Genomic DNA, 18,218 nt, shown 5'->3' with positions numbered 1-18,218 from the left:
ATTGATGCAAGTTATGCTTATTTTGGTTGGGTTTTTGATAATTTCAAACCAAGTATGCCTATTGGAAGTTTTCTTCTTTTTGGTGTATTAGCAACCAGACTTGATTTTGACCCAACAGCAATGGGACCTATACAGTTTGGTGCCACACTGGACGGTTTGTTTAATGACCATACTCAAAACATTGTGGATTATTCTAATGGCGTTGACCCTAAAGGTTTAATGAAAGTATTTGATAACGATGCTAAAATTTACGCTCCCTGGACAGGATATGGAAATGGAGGAGGAAATGTTGTATACCGATTACGCGAAGGGATAGAACGATTTCTGTTGACAGATATTAACAATCCAGCAGGAGGTAAAAACAATCAGAGTTCCGTATGGATTATGCTGGATACATTTGCTACTCCTTCTGCAAGTCAACCTTTATTTAATCATATTCCCGGTGGATGTAATGTCCTTTACATGGATGGACATGTTGAATTTGTAAGATATATTCCAGACAGCAATCCTAATGATGCAGTTGTTCCTGGAACAGAACCTGTTGTTTCTTGTGTGGCAACTCTGGTAAGTGCTTTCTTTTAATCTATTTTTTTTGCTTTATAATCGTGCAAATTTATATTCAATTTGTGCGATTTTTATTGCCATTTAGAATAGGGTAAAAGAGCCAGGGATGTATTGAGGTATTTTTTATCGTGACTTACTTCTTTTCCTAACCAGGGAGGAATAATTATTTTTTCTTCTTCATTTTTTAACTCTATTTCTGCAACAATCAAGCCATTATTGGCTCCCGAAAATTCATCTATTTCCCATCGTTGCCCTTTATAAAAAACAATGTGTCGAACCTTTTCAATAATATATCCAGTAATATAGTTTTTCATTAATTCTTCTGCATCTTCATCAGGAATTTGATATTCATATTCATCCCGTGTTGTGGCTATAATCGCTTTTTTCAGGTTCAATGTACATTTATTCGGTTCAATACGAACGCGAACTGCGAGTGGAGGTCCTGTATAAATATATGCTTGCTTTATCGGAATAGATTGGATAATAAAAGAACGCCATTCATCAGAAATAACTAAAAATTTATGTTCAATTTCTTTTTTCATCTTAAAATTGCATAGATATAAAATTGTTACTTATCTAACGATTTAATCTCTTTAGATACAATTTCATCCCATTGCGATTTTAACTGTTTTCCGATATCTGGTTGCGTATGAATAAAAACAATCGTTTCCGATTTTAATTCCGGTAAAACAAACGAAGTTTCTTTACCCCAGTTTGCTTTCAAATCCGTAATTCCCTGAGGTCGAATTTCAAGTAGCGACTGCCCTTGAAATGGGATATTTATATTGATTTTTAGGTCTTTCTTTTCTTTGAATGGATAGGCTTCAGGATGTATTTCGTAATCTAAATTTGTAATACATAATATCATAAAATCCCTTCCTTGTAAGGGGGCTATGTCTACATTTTCTGGTGCAGACCCTTTGAATGAGATTGTGTCGGAAGATAGAAAATAATTTCGTAATAGGCTCATAACTCTACCCCAACCCTGCATAGCCCGTTCCAATTCAGGATATTTTTCGGCTATATGTTTTTCATGATTAAACCAGAGAATTCCTTTGGCTCCTCTGCCCAGATTTAGCACCAATTGAGCACCTAACTCTTCGGGAGTTGGCACAGGTCGTTTGGGTCGTTCATCCCAATCTGCAATCGCCTGACTCCATATCCAAATCGGTTTCGGTTCAGAGGCTATCTTTAGGTCATGCGTATAATATGCGGTTTCTTCCAGTCGAGTTCCATAGGGCTTAGGCCATTTACTACTGGATGGAGCTGTTACGGAATAATGGTCTTGACAAGGAATATCACATATTGAAGCATATTCAAAAAATTTAATATTTCTACATAGAGTAATAAAGGTCGGTTTTGTATTGTCGTATTGGCACAATTGTTGATTTACATGGAACATGATATTTGCCGGGATTGACCAATCAGGTTCATCCTGTAACATCCAGCATATAACATGGGGATGACCTGAAAATTCACGGACAACATCTATATTCAAAGGAACGCCCGTATGAACCATCGCCCGAAAACCGTATTTTGGAGCAATTTCCGTAAAATAGGGCTTGTCTTTTTTATCTCCTTCCACCATGGTATCTACATGTAAGTTATACAATGTTTCGTATGTTTCTAAACTATTAGACCAAACACCAATGGGAAAGAAATCTTCGAAAGCACGGCGATGAGCGAAATATAATTCCTTTGTTTTACCATTATCTTTCGATACTTCTATCCCTGCTATAAACCATGTTCCAGAACTCATAGGTTGAGAAAGTTGAATTTTAGCAATTGCCATTCCTTCAGGTGCTAATTCTTTTACATTCCAATCTACAGCCATTTCATTTTGCGGAGAAAATAAAGTATTGGCTATCTGATAAGTATCTTTTGAAAAATTGTGAAGGAAAATATTTATTTCTCTCATTTCTGGCAACACATGGATATATGTAATTCGAAGAGGTTCAACTAATAAAGTTCCTTCTGTTGTAGCACATAATCGCGAACGCTCATCTATGAATTGCAAGGAAAATTTTGTCCCCGGAGCAAAGTCTTCAGATACTCCATTTATTTCTAATACACCCAATTCACCGGGCTGAACAGTTTGATTGATGTATCTGTCCCATGCAATAAAATGATTTAAGACCCAGTAGGAACGGTCTTTTCTATTCCAACGCCAATAACGAATTCGCACAGGGTCATTTGAAACATTACGATAATATATGTGAACCAGACCACCTTTATTTACGATATCACTTTCAAACTCCTTTACTTTTTCCTTTTCCCATTCCGCAGGACGATAGATTATCTTTTCAATTGCAAGACGCATGGATGATTTTCCTTCTAATTTAGCACCTAATTGTGCGGTCTGAGCAAAGGTATAAGTAGATAAACAAAGAGAAATAAATAACAGAATAAAAATAGACCTCATGAACAGGACTTTCCCTTCTATGTAATTAGTTAAGATGAAAATGATAGATATTATAATACATTACCTTATTTATTTGAAAAAACAGGGTGGAATATTAATGGCTTTAACTAAAATGGTAATATAACACATAAACTTTTGTAAAGAAAACCCCATAAATATCAATACTGTTAGTCCAAATTTACAGTATAAAGACTGATTTAATTTTAAAAAAAATTCAAAATAGCAATTTATTATTGCCGAATAATCCGCAATTACCGAAATATTTTGAGAAATTAATATAAATAATTGTTTAAACAAAAATTTATTTTTTACCCCCATTTTTTGTATAATACATATATACATATTTTTAAGTTATTAACAAGGTATATTTAATCACCAGAATAAAATGCCTAAATTATTAAGAAATATCCGCAACCGATTTGCTTCCTTCTACAAGAGTTTACCTATTGTTCAACAACTTTTTATACTTTCACTGGTTCCCACTTTTATTGCATTATTTATAACTTGCACTATCTTCTACATTTTTGACATTGCCTTCTTAAAAAATACTTTGCAAACCGAACTAAAAATAACCGCTCAACATTTAAATACTCATCTTTCGGAATTCCTGAGCAAAGACGACATAACAACCGAACAGATAGAACATGAGTTAAACCTATTGTTAAAAGATAATGAACGGGTTTCAATTGCATGTGTCTATGATAAAAAAGGGAAAATAATCGCCCGGTATTCGAGAAAGAAAAATACTTCAATCTTTCCAATAAGCCCATCTCTTTCCCAATCTCAAACTACTTATTGGAATTATTTTTGTCTCTTTTGTCCTATTACAAAAGAAGAAGAAAGGTTTATTACAGCAAATACGGGACAACTTTTTGAAGATGTTCCTGTATTATTTTTAGCCACAGATAAAAATATTTACTACCAACGACTTTTAATATTCGGCGTTGGAATATCCAGCGTTCTGATTTTTTCTTCTCTAATTGCGTTTTTCGTTTCTACCAAACTCCATCGGGCTATCTCCCGTCCCATAGAGCACCTTTCACGGTTGGCAAAACGCATTTCAGAGGAGAAGGATTATTCGGTTCGTGCCTCCAAAATTGCAACAAATGAATTGGGAATTTTAACGGATGAATTTAATGAAATGCTTCATCAGATAGAAACCAAAGAACAATTACTAAAAGAAGCGAATGTCGATTTACAGAAAAAAATAGACATACGAACAAAGGAATTACAAGAAGAGATTGAAGAACATCGGAGAACATCAGAACTTTTGCAAAAGGAGATTCAGGAACGAATCCGCGCGGAAAGTGAACTTAAAAAAGCAAAAGAACAGGCAGAGTTGAAAGCACAAATAAAAAGTGATTTCCTGGCAAATGTGAGTCATGAAATACGCACACCTATGACAGGCATTTTAGGAATGTCCGAGATTTTGTTAGGTTCGGAATTAACAGACTCTCAAAGACGGCAAGTGGAAACCATTTATCGTTCTGGACAATCTCTATTACGGCTTATCGGAGACATTCTGGATTATTCAAAAATAGAAGCAGGACATATTGAAATTGAACCGGCTCCTTTTGACTTACAAATTGTATGTGAAGAAGTAATCGAGTTAATGTCTCCATTAGCACATGGAAAAGGAATTAACCTTTATTTCCGATATGTTCCTAATTGTCCACGAAGGTTTGTGGGAGATGCAGGACGAATCCGACAGGTGATAACTAATTTAATTAGTAATGGAATAAAATTTACACATCAGGGACATGTATTGTTAGTTGTAGATTTAGATGGGATTACAGAAGATAAAGCGGCTATTTCGATTAAGGTAGAAGATACAGGGATTGGGACATCGCAAGAAAAATTAGAATCTATCTTTGAATGATATGAGCAAGCAGACGCTCTCATTGCAAAACAATATGGAGGTACGGGTTTAGGTTTAGCCATCTGTAAACTTATTGTAGATGCAATGAAAGGTTCTATAACCGTTCGTTCTCGGGAGAAGGAAGGAACCTGTTTTACCATTTCTCTTGTATTACCAATAGATACTACACAGCCATCACCTTCTTACGCCTCTTATAAGGAATCTTTACGCGGTATCCGCGTATTGATTGTTGACCAGAGCCCCATCAATCGCAATGTTCTTGCGGAGCAACTTCAGTCATGGAATATGCAAGTAGATACCGTAGGTTCAAGTGTAGAGGCATTAAATTACTTGAAAATAGGTGTTGAAAAAGGTAATCCCTATCAGATATGCCTTATTGATGACCAGATGCCCGGCATACAAGGGGAATCCTTAGGTAGGGCTATTAAACAAAATGAACAAACAAAAGACACGGTTTTGGTTCTTATTACTCCTTTTGGAATGAAAGGAGATGCTCGCCGTTTGTTTGATTTGGGATTTTCAGGCTACCTGACACGGCCTATCCGCCAAAGCGAATTAATGGATGCTCTGGCAACAATCTGGTTATCGCATCTCAAAGGAGAACAACCCACCCTTATCACCCGTCACACTATTATTGAACAAAGACATACACAAAAAGAACAGCCTTTTTTTAATTCCCAGATTTTGTTAGCAGAAGACAATTTTGTCAATCAACAGGTAGCTATTGAAATACTACGAGACATGGGGTGTGAAATTACGATAGCAGTTGATGGGCAAGAAGCCATCGAATGGTTTAAACGGAAAAAGTTCGATTTAATTTTTATGGATTGTGAAATGCCTCGTGTAAATGGTTTTACTGCAGCACGAGAAATACGAAGTATAGAGCCCACAGGAAAACATGTTCCTATTATTGCACTTACGGCTCATGCTCTCAGTGGTGACCGAGAACGATGTATCTCCGCAGGAATGGATGATTATCTATCAAAACCTATTGAAACAGCAAAGGTCCTTGAAATATTAAAAAAGTGGATTGGTAGACCAGAAACAGATATAACTCGTGAAATAACTGATGAACAGCCACGAGAAATAGAAATTGTCGATATTACCACATTACCCACATTCGACTTAAAACAAGCGTTAAATATTATGGGGGGCAAAGCGAAAACTGTGCAGCGTATTAGCACAATATTTTTACAACACACACCTACAAGAATTGAGGAAATACAAAAAGCGTATGACGAAAAAAATTATGAAGAATTGCTTCATCTGGTTCATTCTTTAGCCGGTTCTTCAGCGTCTATTGGCGTTCGAAAATTTGCCTATATCATACAAACAATGGAACAGGAACTTCGGGGAGGCCTTATTGATAATATCCCATCAAATATAAATGCCCTACGAAAAGAATTTGGTGAAATAAAATCTATATTAGAACATATACATTGGGAAGAACTTGAAACCAAAGGTGTCTCTTCCTAATCTCTTTCCAGGTAGATAAACAAAAAATTACACCTCTATTTGCCATAATTTCCCTGATTATGGCATATTAACTTCTATCTAAAATACTATTTCTTTTCCATATAGGGAGATAAACAAAATGAGTGATTACAAAAGGCCTACCTGGGATGAATATTTTATGGAAGTTGCTCGCACCATCGCCAAACGAGCCACATGTGACCGTGGGCGAAGTGGCTGTGTCATAGCCCGAGATAAACAGATACTGGTAACGGGATATGTCGGCTCACCTGTGGGATTTCCTCATTGCGACGATGTTGGACATCAGATGAAAAAAGTTATTCATGAAGATGGAACGATAACCCAGCATTGTGTTCGCACCGTACATGCAGAACAAAACGCTATTTGTCAGGCGGCAAAATTAGGGATTAGCATTCAAGGAGGAACTCTGTATTGTAAGATGACACCCTGTCGCACCTGTGCCATGTTAATAATCAATTGTGGGATAGTCCGTGTTGTCTGTGAAAAACGATATCACGCAGGAAGTGAATCAGAAGAAATGTTTCGTCAGGCAGGAATCCAACTCGAATATGTCTATCCTGATGAAACTGAAACTTACGAAAAGCAATAGAAACAGTAGAAAATTATTTTTCAAACAACTATTACATTTAATTATATTATTCTATTTTCAATTATTTTGTCTTACATTTTCTTTACTACAGATATAACACCTATAGATATACATTGCTGCCCAGCTGATTCATCAAATTTCCTTGCTACTGCCTTTATTTCTATTATCTTTACCTCCTACATCTATTCTTCAATTCTATTTGTATAGTTTTTTAAGGGTTCGATTTATAATAATTATCATATTAAGTTGGATTTTTATTGAATGAATTTGTTGGAGTATATATAATAAATTCAGATATATGAAAGTCAAGATTTTTTATAGATGAGAGATTAAATAATTATTTAGAGAAAGAAAATGTAATCCTATGAGAACATCTTTTATGAAAAAAATAGCAAAATTAGGGATTATTATACTATTTGCTTTTCCATTTTCTTTGTGGTCTGATGCTATACCTTTATTAACCATTGAACAGGTTCAAAAAATAGGAATTGACCCGGATTATCCCCTCGATGGAAATTATATCCTTATGCAGGATATTGATGCATTTCAAACAAGATATTGGAATAACGGCAGAGGTTTCCGTCCTATCGGTTTAAGAGAGTTTACAGGAGTCACAGGTTGGGTAAGGAGTAAGTTTGACTACAAATATCAACCATTTGAAGGGGTGTTTGATGGGAATGGTCACAAAATTGTGAATTTATATATGAATAATTTAATTGGGAAGGGAGTTCTTCCGTCTACAAAGAGGGAGTTTGAAAGTTTAATATCCAAATTATATCCATTAGGCTTATTCTATGAAATTAGCCAAAGAGGCTGTGTTAAAAATTTGATATTAGAAAATATCTATATTTATGGATGCTTTTGTGATATATGTGTGGTAACCCGTTTTAATTTTGGCAAGATAGAAAATGTTCATGTATGGGGGGAATTAGATGGCTCGGGTAATTTTCAAAATACTTGTGGCTTGGCTGTGCAAAATTTTGGTGAAATAAGAAACTGTTCTTTGACATGTGAAAAATTCTACGTATATAACTTAGGGGGATTGGTGCATTCTAACAAAGGTCTCATTGAGCATAGTTTTTTTTCGGGGTGTATCTTTGGTACATACGGAGGTGGATATATAGAAGGGATGGGCGGATTGGTATCTGTTAACAACGATAAAGGAATAATAAAAGATTGCTTTTCTGATGTTCAGATAAGGGGAGGAAGTGTTTTAGGTGGTTTGGTTGGAAAAAACTTTGGGACTATTTCCAGGTCATATTCCGTTGTTAATGCCTGGGGAGAACAATCTGTTGGCGGTTTGATTGGCATTAATTTGGGCGAGGTAAAGGAATGTTTTGCAACAGGCGAAGTGCGGGGAATGACTAAAATAGGAGGTTTAGCAGGTGAAAATACAAAAGCGATCTTTGCAAATGAAAATAAAAATCAGGTTGAAACTTACGGTATTTTAGAAGATTGCTTTTTTACAGGTGATGTGAAAGGAAATGATGTTATTGGAGGGTTAGTCGGAGTTAATGATACTTCTGTTTGTAATTGCTATTGTATTGGGGTATTAACAAAAAGAGAATATATCAAAATATTAAATGGTGAACTTGTAGGGAATAATAAAGGTAATGTAGAAAATTGTGTTTGGGAGTTAAATAGTTCAGGGTTTATCTTGCCCTCTACGGGCGTAGGAAAATCCCCATTGGAGATGAAAGAGAAATGCACTTTTGTATCTTTGGGATGGGATTTTGAAAAGATTTGGAAAATAGAAGAAGGAAATACCTATCCTTATTTTACCTGGTTAGAGAACTATCCCAATTTTCTTTATATTCCTTAACTTAAAAATTTTTCAGATATAGATAACGCATAGCATTTATTCCATAAATCTATTACTTATGTCCTATAACTTTTCGATTTTAATAACAAGAAATCTAATGAATATTTAAAAATTTATTACCTTTTGTAAATTATCTGCTTTTATTTTCACGGGCAGATTTGCTAACTTCGGCAAGGGTATCTACGAGATAATCGAGTGCTTCATGGGTCAAACGGGGATGAACGGGCAAGGTTATTAATGTCTGTGCCAATTCTTCAGCGACGGGGAATTGTCCTCGTTTAAAGCCTCGTTTTTGGAAAGCCGTGCTCCAGTGTAATGGGATATAGTGAATGCCTAATTTGATGTTATATTTTTCTTTCATGACCCATAATAAATCTTCTTTGGACATTCCAAATTCTTCAGGGATAATTCGAATGGGGTATAAATGAAATACATGTTTACAGTTAGGAGGAACTTTGGGTGTAATAATTCCAGGAATTGTTTTTAGTGCCTGTGTTAGATATTCTGCATTTTCCTGTCGTTTTTTGTTCAGTGTATCTAACTTTTTCAGTTGTATAATCCCTACTCCTGCTTGAATATCGGTCATTCGGAAATTGTAAGCACAGTCATCAAAATCCTGCCACCAGAATTTTTTACCCTTGGGGAATTTGGTTTCATCGAGCAAACAATATTTTGTAGTAGGGGCGTAAACTCGTGTAGCATGGGAACGATATAAAGAGACGCGTTCAAACAATTCGGGGTCTGATGTTGTAACCATCCCTCCTTCACCTAAGGTAGAGATATTCTTTTGTTCATGGAAACTGAAACAGCCCAGAGCCCCGATATTCCCTGTCTTCTTTCCTTTATATTCAGCCCCGATTGCATGACAGGCATCTTCTACTATGGAAAAGTTGTATTTTTTAGCCAGTTGAAGTAAGGGGTCCATATCCACAGGTAAACCATACAAATGAACCGGTGCTATTACTTTTGTATTTTCTGTCAGTTTTTCTTCCACTTTTGAAATATCCATGTTATAAGTTTCAATATCCACATCCACAAAGTCCACTTCCGCACCTAAAGTAGCAGCCGAAGCAGGAGTAGCAATCCATGTAATCGGTGTTGTAAGCACGCGCACGCCCGGACGCACACCTAAGGCTAACATGGATAAGAAAAAGGCTGCGGTTCCATTGGAGACTGTGCGAGCATACTTGCAACCCATATACTTCGCAAATTCTTTCTCAAACTCTAAGCAATACTCACTACAAGTAGGTGCCTTTTCACGGAGAATACGCAACACCATTTCTTCCTCTTCAGTCCCATACACAGTCCCAAAACGAATTTCCAAATCATAAGGTGCCATTGTTTTATCCTTTCGTTGTAAAATTTTTAACAAGTCTTATTCCATCTGCAATACCATAAAAAGGAGTTCTTAATATAGATTTTGCAAGGGCATTAGATAATGAAGCATCTTTAGGACGCGGAGCCCTTAAAGAATCAGTAATAATATATGGATGAATTAATGTTTCGTCCCAATTCATTTCGCGTGCGATAATCTTTGCCATATTGTATCGAGAACTTCTTTCATTTCCCGCTAAATGTATAACCCCTTCAAATGTGTTTTGAGCCAATTCAATCAAAGCCTTACCTACAGTAATAACATCAATAGGAGTTCTAAACTCATCTTCTGGCATAGGAACCGATTTTCCTTCCTCTATTCTTTTTTGCATTCGAGCCAAAAACGAGTTGCCTACACCCAATATAGGAAAACCCATTACCAGCGACAATCTTGCAATAACCCATGAGGTTTTTGCTTGTGATACATCATTTTCTGCCTGAACCTTTGTTTTTGCATAGTGGTTCAACGGTAACGGCACATCGTTTTCTGTATACATTCCTTTTTTGCCATCAAATACTGTATCTGTAGAACAATAAATAAAACGGCAGGACAATTTTTCCGCAGATTTTAATAAAGCGCGGGTTAAACCTACATTTACTTCCCATGCAAAATCTGGCTGCTTTTCACATTCATCAACATCCGCCATAGCAGATGTGTGTATGATTACATTCGGTTGAATTCTTAAAATGATATCTGCCCAGGTCTCTTTATCATCTGTTGCAACTTTTATCCATTGAATATGTTCAGGTAACGCCTCAGGTTTATCCTGTCTCGAAAGTGCATATGCTTCTATTTCATGTGGTATCTGGCGTAAAATACTTCCAGCAACGAAACCACTTCCACCTGTAATAATAAGCTTCATATCATTTTTCCCTATGTTTTACTGTTTTTACTTCATGCAGATGAGGTAAATCGGAATTCTTGCATATTCTGGATTTGTTTTACAAATGGTTCAATTTCCGTTTTTACTAATGGTGCTATGGCTATTGCAGGTTTATAGGCTCCAAATTGAGAACGGAGCAAACCAATATGGTAAGCGTTATCCTTTTTATCAATAGTTGCATTTCTTACCTGAAATTCAACACCTGTTTCCTTTACTAAATAAGTAACCAAACCATTTCCTTCAGCAATAGATTTTACAACGAACCGAGAATTTGTAGTTGTAGAGATTGGCAGCTCTACAAACTCACCTGCCTTTAGTATTCCATTATGCGAATAAGTATTACCCCCGATGATAACCCCGGGATTTTTTGTAAACAGTTCCGCTTTGTCCATTTTTATTTGTAATTGTTCCACCCTCACACCTTCCCCGGTATTTCGAAAGACACTTTCTGCAGAAATGAGTAATTGTAAATCGCTGTTTTCGTTTGTATGAACTGTCTCTACATTTGGGAATTCTGGAACCTCAAATTTTGAAAAAACATTATTGTATCCTTTCTCAAGCAAAGATATATCCTCTTGCTTTTCCAGTAATAATGTTCCATTACTTTGACAAATCCTCCAAACAATATATACCTCCGTGCCTGCGGAATGAGCATAGGCTCGCAAATGTGCTATATATTTTTCTTTTGGGGCTGTGGGATAATATGCAAATTGAGCGTCACCTCTCCGTGGGGTCATAACCCCGGCAGAACCGTTTCCTAACGAAAGGAGTAATCCCGGATTGTCCCATTGCCATTGAATTTCCTTTTTGTTCCCATACGGAATGACATCTATAGCCGGCAACATTTTCCCTCCCGAAGGGCGTTCTCCATAAGCAGTCAGGTTTGAATTCTCATTAAACCACACATCATCAACACCCATAAAAAATACCTGTGTTTGAACATCCTTCCCGATATAATGCCTATACACTGGCGTTTTTTGTCCATTACGGCTTAACCCAACCCCATAAGCAATAGAAGGTAATTTATTAATATCATAAGAAGTAGAGGTAGGAATAGAACCATTTAAGTGTTGATACTTTGTATCTATCTCATCAAAAAATTTTTTATCGGAACTACTCCATGCTCGGATATGAATACCTTCTCTATTTATTTCAAAGTAGATACCTCCAATGCGTTCGCCTCCAAAAGCCTCCTGAGGAGGGAAACCTCCAAATCTTCCATTTGATACAAACCATTTCTGCCAGCGAGGTGTAATTTCCCAAGTATGGTTATGTCCGTGCATCCAGAGGATAACCTGCGGATTATCACGAAGCAATGATATAATCTCTTCAGAATTGGCAACCATACGGTAACCAGTATCATCACCTGGGCATGTTGTCCCTTTGAGGGCATTATGACTGAGGATTAGGGTTGTCTCATCCTTATGGGCTTTCAAGTCTAATCGAACCCATTCCAGGGCTTCCTGAGAGACATAATTTGCACTCATCATTTGAGGTAAAGATATGAAATGAATTCCTCTCAAACTAAAGCTGTAATAAGGTCTGCATGGTAAACTACCCATGTGTGCCGAACGCAATTCCCTGTTCTCGCGGTTATTGTGCGAGATTTCGTGATTACCCGGGACATAAAAAAGAGGCACGGCACCACAACCTTCTGAAATGACCTGCACCCATTCCGCAAGATTTTCTTCTTTTGCTGTATTATGATGGGCATCTCCTGTGTCAATAACCAGATTTAAATCGGGGAAAGCACTTAATATATTTTGTAGATTTTCCTTTAATATTTCTACAGATGGTTGTTTAGGATTATTCCAACCCAAATGAGCATCCGAAATAATAAAGCCTTTAAGACTTCCCGTATCTATTCTGGGTTCCGTATCCGTATAAGTGGAGCGGATAAAAGATAACGGACCCATCGAAGCCAGAATACATGTGGTAGAAAGAAAATCACGCCTTGTTAAAAATGTCTTTTCCATTATAAAAATCCTTCAAACTATTTGCAGGGTTTATTTTTTTATTAAATTAAACCCCTTAAAAACATATTTGTTGCTATTACCTACAATATATCTCAATTGCGTGTCCACACAGTCAGGTTTTTTAAATCTCTTGGCTTTTCAGGTAATAAGGTAATTGCCAAAACATAAGCGATAACAAAGATAAGGATATTTCCTGTTAGACCTGCATAATAAGTATCCATCGGTTGTGCAAGAAACTTACTTAAACTTTCGGATAACCCCCAATTTAAGAATAAGTCTTTTGTAATAATCTTTAACTCTATCAAACTAATATAAGTAGAAAACAAAACGGTAAAAATAATACCGACAAATACAGCCCTTCCATCTCCTCGTTTGGTCATGAAACCTAACACATATAGCCCCAAAAGCCCTCCACCTGTGATGGATGCAAGTTTTGTTGCGGTATCCTGTAGCGTTTTGCTTTCCGCTATTAAAAGGAGAAAAGCACCTCCAATCATAATTAAAGAACTAATAATGGATATGGCTTTTGCTGCCCATACATAATGTTGGTCAGAATGCCCCTTTACCAAGTGCCGTTTGTATATGTCCACGATACTTACGGCTGAAATAGCATTAATACTGGAAGACAACGAAGACATCGCCGCTGCGAGAACCCCTGCAATTACCAATCCTGATAGTCCTGTTGGTAACACCTTAATTACGAAATAAGGCAAAATCTGTTCAGCCTTTAATTGTCCTGTGAGCATTGCTTGAGCCTGTGGGTCGGGGAAAATTTTATAATATACATATAAACTTGTCCCTAAAAACATAAAAAAGCCCCAGGTCGGGACACTACACAGACAGCATATCCATATAGCACTGAAAGCATCTTTTTCACTCTTCGTTGCGACATATTTTTGTATTACATTCTGATTGCTGCTATATTCCGTTAACCATTGGGCAACTCCCATAATAAGGAGCATAAGTATTGTTTTCTCTGTGAGAGAAAAACCCCATTTTGCAGGTTCCAAAGCACCCGTAGCCGGATTTAAATCTCCTAACATAAATTTTCCGTCTGCCATGGCTTCACGGATAACAGTGCTTAATCCTCCGGGAATGCTATATAAAACCATTCCCAAACACACAAAACCACCTGCCCATAATAGAAATGATTGAATAAAATCCGTCCATATAACCGCTTCAATACCACCCAATACAGTGTAAAACGAGGTAACCACTCCACCAATAAGAACACATAAATACGGATTTAAGTGTGTCATCTCATAGACAAGTAAACTTACAAGATACAGAATTAGACTAATTCGAATTAGTTGCCCAATAACGAAAGCCGTTGCCGCATAAGCACGGGTACCGGGTCCAAACCGTCCTTCAAGATATTCGAAGGCTGATACAATTCCTGCTTTGCGGTAAAAGGGCAAGAATATCAAACTGGCTAAATACACACCCACCGGAAGCATGAGGCACAATAAAAAGCGTAAATAGGCTGTTTTATAGGCATCCGCCGGATAGGCTACGAAAGTAATAGAACTAATACTTGTAGCGAACATAGACAAACCAATAAGCCAGCCAGGATAAGACCTACCTCCAAGAAAATAGCCCTCCGTACTTTTACCACGATGAGCGAAAAGAGGACCCATTCCCGCCATAGCCAAAAAGTATACGACCAATACAATCCAATCAATCAAAGTAAACTGAGACATGAATATCTCCTCACAAAATTTGCAATTAATATTTAATAGCCTAAAAATAATTTACGGAGAATATATAATTACTCTACATAGTTTTAAATATCTAAGGCAAATAAGGACACAATATTATTGTCTAAAATTACAATTTACCAATAGAGATACACAAGCAAGAATGTCTATGCTACCATATCATTTATCTTATTGGTATGAATTATGAAATAGAGCCAATAAATATGCAAAAATAAAAGAGCAAAAAAAGAATAATAAATCCAATGGAGAACAATCTTTATGGTTAAGACAAGTTTTTTTCTGATTATGGCTACCCTTTTAACTCAAACAATAATCTGGGCAGATAATAGTTCTTTTTTCCCAAAGGGTGAACTGGAAAAGCGTATTTTATGGGTGCAGGACCGATTTGATTTTGTTCAAGACCCCGCATTTACAGATGCCTTTATATTACAGGATGTTCGACTGGACCCTGCCTGTCCCCGTCGTTTTCAGGAATTTAGTGGAGATATCTCCGGAAGATTTTTAGAAGCCATCTCGGTAGAACCACGAAACAACTATTATAAAGTATGGGCAGACCGTATCGCTCATGAAATTCTTCTATGTCAAAGAGAAGATGGGCGATTTGGTTATCCAGAACTTGTTTTTACTAAGGACCAGATAGGTCGAGAACACATGGCTTTACTCTGGGGTAATGGTAGACTTCTTGTCGGATTAGTAAGTTACTATCAGGAGAAAAAGGACCCTGTTATATTAGACACATGCAAAAAGATGGGCGATTTCTTCATTAAAATCTTTGATGAATGTTCCCAGCCAGAAGTTATCCAGCGATTGGTTCATCAGGCTGCCAATGGTTTTATCTGTTTTACCCAATGGAGTGAAGGTCTTGAATTGTTAGCCCGTGCTTCCGGAGAGACAAAATATCGTGAAATCGCAACGAAAATGGAGCCCTTATTACAAGACCCGTTAAAACAACATTCCCATGGTTATATTACCACCTTACGCGGAGACATGTTAATATGGGAAACAACCCACGATGCAGGCATTCTTGCAAGAAATGAAAAACGATTTGCACAATTAGTTGAAGAAGGATGGATACAAACCAACGGTGGCGTTGCAGAATATTTCGATAAAACTTACCCACGGGACGAAGGCTGTTCTGAAGCAGACTTCTTCCGTTGGTGCTTACAATTGTGGAGAGCCACCGATAATGAAAAATATTTAGAATATGCGGAACGCTGTCTTTTCAATAGTCTCTTTGCCAATCAATTCGAGACAGGCGATTTTGGACATCATACCTTTGATGGTTGGGGCTATGTATCTTCACCGGGTCCCGGTCGTGCCTGGTGGTGTTGCTCTATGCATGGATTGCGGGCCATGCATGACCTAAAGCAATATGTGGTCAATAGTCCTGCTCCTGGGAAAATACGAATTAACTTTTTCCTCAGTGGTGAATACTATGCGGAAAATCTCGCTATTAAAACACACCGCACAGGTGGACAGGGTGGCACTTTTAATTATCATATTGATTGGCTCACCGTGTCTGAAAATGAATGTACACTTGTTATTCGTCATCCGTCCTGGGCAGAAACTATAGAAGTTATCATTAACGAAAAGCCTGAATTAACCAGTTCCGACCCGGGTGCCATATCTATAAAGCGCGTGTGGGCAAAAGGAGATAGAATTACCTTAAAAATTCAGCCTAAAGTAAAGATATTAAATTCTGAAAATAAAGAGATTACAATAGACCAGTTATCAACACCCCAAAAGGTAGCCTTGTTTATTGGACCATGGCTTGTAGGTGTCAATGCTATGGAAAATCCCATGTTTCATGGAGAGCCTTATTCTGATAATATTATCTTTTTGCCAGCAACGGTTCAAGAACTAAAACAACAAATTCATTTCGATGATGAAATCCGTTCCCCATTACAATCCGGTCCGCGTTTTACTTTGCCCTATCGACACTCAGGATTTTCCGAGTTATGCAAAGTGACTTTGACCCCCATTTCTGAACGCAGTCGTAACATAGAATCTACTTATTCATTTTGGTTTATTGCCAAAGTGGAACAATAGGATAGAATACTTTTTTTGTAAGTCGAAATGGAAATATTTTGTTCTAAAATGTTATGCTTTTTAGATATTTTATAGTTGTTTCGGAAATTAAGTAAAAACTAAAAATAATAAGGAGTGCAATCTATGTCAAAATTAGCGATTTTTGGTGGTAAACCTGTTCGTTCGAAAAATCAGAAATTGGCAACCTGGCCTATCAGTGACAAAAAAGATGCAGAACTGGTAAAGAAAATAACACTTTCTAATCGGTGGTCTTTTGACGGTGAATATGAATGGAAATTTGCGGAAGCATTTACCAAATATCAAGGTGCCAATTATGGCCTTTGTTGTGCTAACGGAACCGTGGGCATCCAATTAGCACTGGAAGCATTAGGTATCGGTGCCTACGATGAAGTAATCGTTCCGGGAATGACCTGGCAGGCCACTGCGGCGGCGTGTTTAGATGTTAATGCTGTACCTGTATTAACTGATATTGAACCTGATTCATGGTGTCTGGATTTGGACGCACTCGAGGCCAACATAACACCAAAAACAAAAGCCGTTATTGTGGTTCATCTCTATGGGTCAACAACAGATTTAGACCGTTTGCAGAAAATTTGCAAAAAGCATAAATTGTTCCTGATTGAAGATTGTGCCCATCAGCATGGGACTTTCTGGAAAGGGAAAGGGGTCGGTTCTATTGGCGATGTGAGTTCATGGAGTTTTCAAGAATCGAAAGTGCTATCCTGCGGAGAAGGGGGTTTTAATATGTGTAAGACTAAAGATGTTTTCTATAAGATTTACAGTTTAAGAAATTGTGGAAGACCTTATCCTGCGTCTCCTGCTGTTTTTGGATTAAAGAAACCTGTGGGTATGGATAAAACTTTGCAATCAGGGAATTACCGCCTTACAGAATGGCAGGCTGCTATATTATTAGGAGGTCTATCACGATTGGATAAGCAAGTAAAATTCCGCGATGCAAATGCCATCTACTTAAATTCACTTCTTGCTAAAATACCAGGCATCAAGCCGATGATACGAAGACCACAAATTACCCAGCAAAGTTATTTCAATTTTGCATTCCGAATTGACACCGAAGAATTAAAGGTAACAAATGCCCAGTTCTGTGCGGCACTCAATGCGGAATTAAGCGTTGGAGATGCCTTTGAACCTCCGTATGAACCACTAAACGCCTGTGGGCTGTATAAACCTCTTACCAAAAAACGCCACAAATTAAATGATGAATACTGGAAAGCCATTGATCCCAAACGCTTCAAATTACCTGTATGCACAAATGCTCATACCCGCAGTGGTATTGTTGTTCACCATGTTATGCTGATGAATCCGCGTGCGGTGATGGACCAGGTAGCCGAAGCCGTGAAGAAGGTGGTGGATAATATTTCCGAAGTGCGTAAAATCCAAGCCGGCGGTGGAAGAAAATACAGACCATTAGCCGTGTAAACGAACAGGA

General features: G+C 37.4%; 12 protein-coding genes and 1 pseudogene. 7 read left to right on the top strand and 6 right to left on the bottom strand.

From position 1 onward, the window contains the following. Nucleotides 1-582 (top strand): hypothetical protein (locus tag PLA12_08335; protein ID HOQ32507.1); only part of this gene is annotated, 582 nt, incomplete at its 5' end. 53 nt (nt 583-635) lie between these two features. Here the strand turns inward: PLA12_08335 and PLA12_08330 are convergent. Both PLA12_08330 and PLA12_08325 read right to left on the bottom strand, forming a co-directional pair. Continuing rightward, nucleotides 636-1,106: a CYTH domain-containing protein gene (locus tag PLA12_08330; protein HOQ32506.1), complete on the bottom strand. Its 471-nt coding sequence runs from the start codon at nt 1,104-1,106 to the stop codon at nt 636-638. Between the two features lie 26 nt (nt 1,107-1,132). Next, nucleotides 1,133-2,986 carry a hypothetical protein gene (locus PLA12_08325; GenBank protein ID HOQ32505.1) on the bottom strand — a complete coding sequence of 618 codons (1,854 nt, stop codon included), beginning with the start codon at nt 2,984-2,986 and terminating at the stop codon, nt 1,133-1,135. 385 nt (nt 2,987-3,371) lie between these two features. On the opposite strand from PLA12_08325, the pseudogene PLA12_08320 reads away from it, so the two are divergent. From PLA12_08320 to PLA12_08305, 4 genes and pseudogenes are all read left to right on the top strand, one after another. Further along, a pseudogene (locus tag PLA12_08320) lies at nt 3,372-5,423 on the top strand (ATP-binding protein). Continuing rightward, a complete protein-coding gene (locus tag PLA12_08315; protein ID HOQ32504.1) occupies nt 5,424-6,341 on the top strand; it encodes a response regulator in 918 nt (305 codons plus the stop codon). 118 nt (nt 6,342-6,459) lie between these two features. Further along, a complete protein-coding gene (locus tag PLA12_08310; protein HOQ32503.1) occupies nt 6,460-6,948 on the top strand; it encodes a cytidine/deoxycytidylate deaminase family protein in 489 nt (162 codons plus the stop codon). A gap of 379 nt (nt 6,949-7,327) precedes the next feature. Continuing rightward, nucleotides 7,328-8,770, top strand: coding sequence for a GLUG motif-containing protein (locus PLA12_08305; protein HOQ32502.1), 1,443 nt, complete (start codon nt 7,328-7,330; stop codon nt 8,768-8,770). 130 nt (nt 8,771-8,900) lie between these two features. Here the strand turns inward: PLA12_08305 and PLA12_08300 are convergent, their stop codons facing one another. From PLA12_08300 to PLA12_08285, 4 genes are all read right to left on the bottom strand, one after another. Beyond that, on the bottom strand, nt 8,901-10,109 hold the full coding sequence (locus PLA12_08300) for a DegT/DnrJ/EryC1/StrS family aminotransferase (protein HOQ32501.1): 1,209 nt from the start codon (nt 10,107-10,109) through the stop codon (nt 8,901-8,903). A gap of 4 nt (nt 10,110-10,113) precedes the next feature. After that, nucleotides 10,114-11,007 carry an NAD(P)-dependent oxidoreductase gene (locus tag PLA12_08295; protein ID HOQ32500.1) on the bottom strand — a complete coding sequence of 298 codons (894 nt, stop codon included), beginning with the start codon at nt 11,005-11,007 and terminating at the stop codon, nt 10,114-10,116. Nucleotides 11,008-11,039: 32 nt separating this feature from the next. Then, a complete protein-coding gene (locus PLA12_08290) occupies nt 11,040-13,004 on the bottom strand; it encodes a metallophosphoesterase family protein (GenBank protein HOQ32499.1) in 1,965 nt (654 codons plus the stop codon). A 92-nt stretch (nt 13,005-13,096) separates the two neighbouring features. Further along, on the bottom strand, nt 13,097-14,704 hold the full coding sequence (locus tag PLA12_08285) for a sodium/solute symporter (GenBank protein HOQ32498.1): 1,608 nt from the start codon (nt 14,702-14,704) through the stop codon (nt 13,097-13,099). A 276-nt stretch (nt 14,705-14,980) separates the two neighbouring features. Between PLA12_08285 and PLA12_08280 the strand changes: the two genes are divergently transcribed. Then, nucleotides 14,981-16,771, top strand: coding sequence for a glycoside hydrolase family 127 protein (locus PLA12_08280; protein ID HOQ32497.1), 1,791 nt, complete (start codon nt 14,981-14,983; stop codon nt 16,769-16,771). 123 nt (nt 16,772-16,894) lie between these two features. Further along, a complete protein-coding gene (locus tag PLA12_08275; protein ID HOQ32496.1) occupies nt 16,895-18,208 on the top strand; it encodes a DegT/DnrJ/EryC1/StrS family aminotransferase in 1,314 nt (437 codons plus the stop codon). The last annotated feature ends 10 nt before the right edge of the window (nt 18,209-18,218 follow it).

This window comes from Candidatus Hydrogenedens sp. (assembly GCA_035378955.1).
Classification (GTDB): Bacteria; Hydrogenedentota; Hydrogenedentia; order Hydrogenedentales; family Hydrogenedentaceae; genus Hydrogenedens.
This window is presented reverse-complemented; position numbering and strand designations above follow the sequence as displayed.

Excerpts from the sequence above, each read along its gene's own strand:
- PLA12_08330 (HOQ32506.1), bottom strand. The coding sequence starts at position 1,106 with ATGAAAAAAGAAATTGAACATAAATTTTTAGTTATTTCTGATGAATGG.
- PLA12_08325 (HOQ32505.1), bottom strand. The coding sequence starts at position 2,986 with ATGAGGTCTATTTTTATTCTGTTATTTATTTCTCTTTGTTTATCTACT.
- PLA12_08315 (HOQ32504.1), top strand. The coding sequence starts at position 5,424 with ATGGATGCTCTGGCAACAATCTGGTTATCGCATCTCAAAGGAGAACAA.
- PLA12_08310 (HOQ32503.1), top strand. The coding sequence starts at position 6,460 with ATGAGTGATTACAAAAGGCCTACCTGGGATGAATATTTTATGGAAGTT.
- PLA12_08305 (HOQ32502.1), top strand. The coding sequence starts at position 7,328 with ATGAAAAAAATAGCAAAATTAGGGATTATTATACTATTTGCTTTTCCA.
- PLA12_08300 (HOQ32501.1), bottom strand. The coding sequence starts at position 10,109 with ATGGCACCTTATGATTTGGAAATTCGTTTTGGGACTGTGTATGGGACT.
- PLA12_08295 (HOQ32500.1), bottom strand. The coding sequence starts at position 11,007 with ATGAAGCTTATTATTACAGGTGGAAGTGGTTTCGTTGCTGGAAGTATT.
- PLA12_08290 (HOQ32499.1), bottom strand. The coding sequence starts at position 13,004 with ATGGAAAAGACATTTTTAACAAGGCGTGATTTTCTTTCTACCACATGT.
- PLA12_08285 (HOQ32498.1), bottom strand. The coding sequence starts at position 14,704 with ATGTCTCAGTTTACTTTGATTGATTGGATTGTATTGGTCGTATACTTT.
- PLA12_08280 (HOQ32497.1), top strand. The coding sequence starts at position 14,981 with ATGGTTAAGACAAGTTTTTTTCTGATTATGGCTACCCTTTTAACTCAA.
- PLA12_08275 (HOQ32496.1), top strand. The coding sequence starts at position 16,895 with ATGTCAAAATTAGCGATTTTTGGTGGTAAACCTGTTCGTTCGAAAAAT.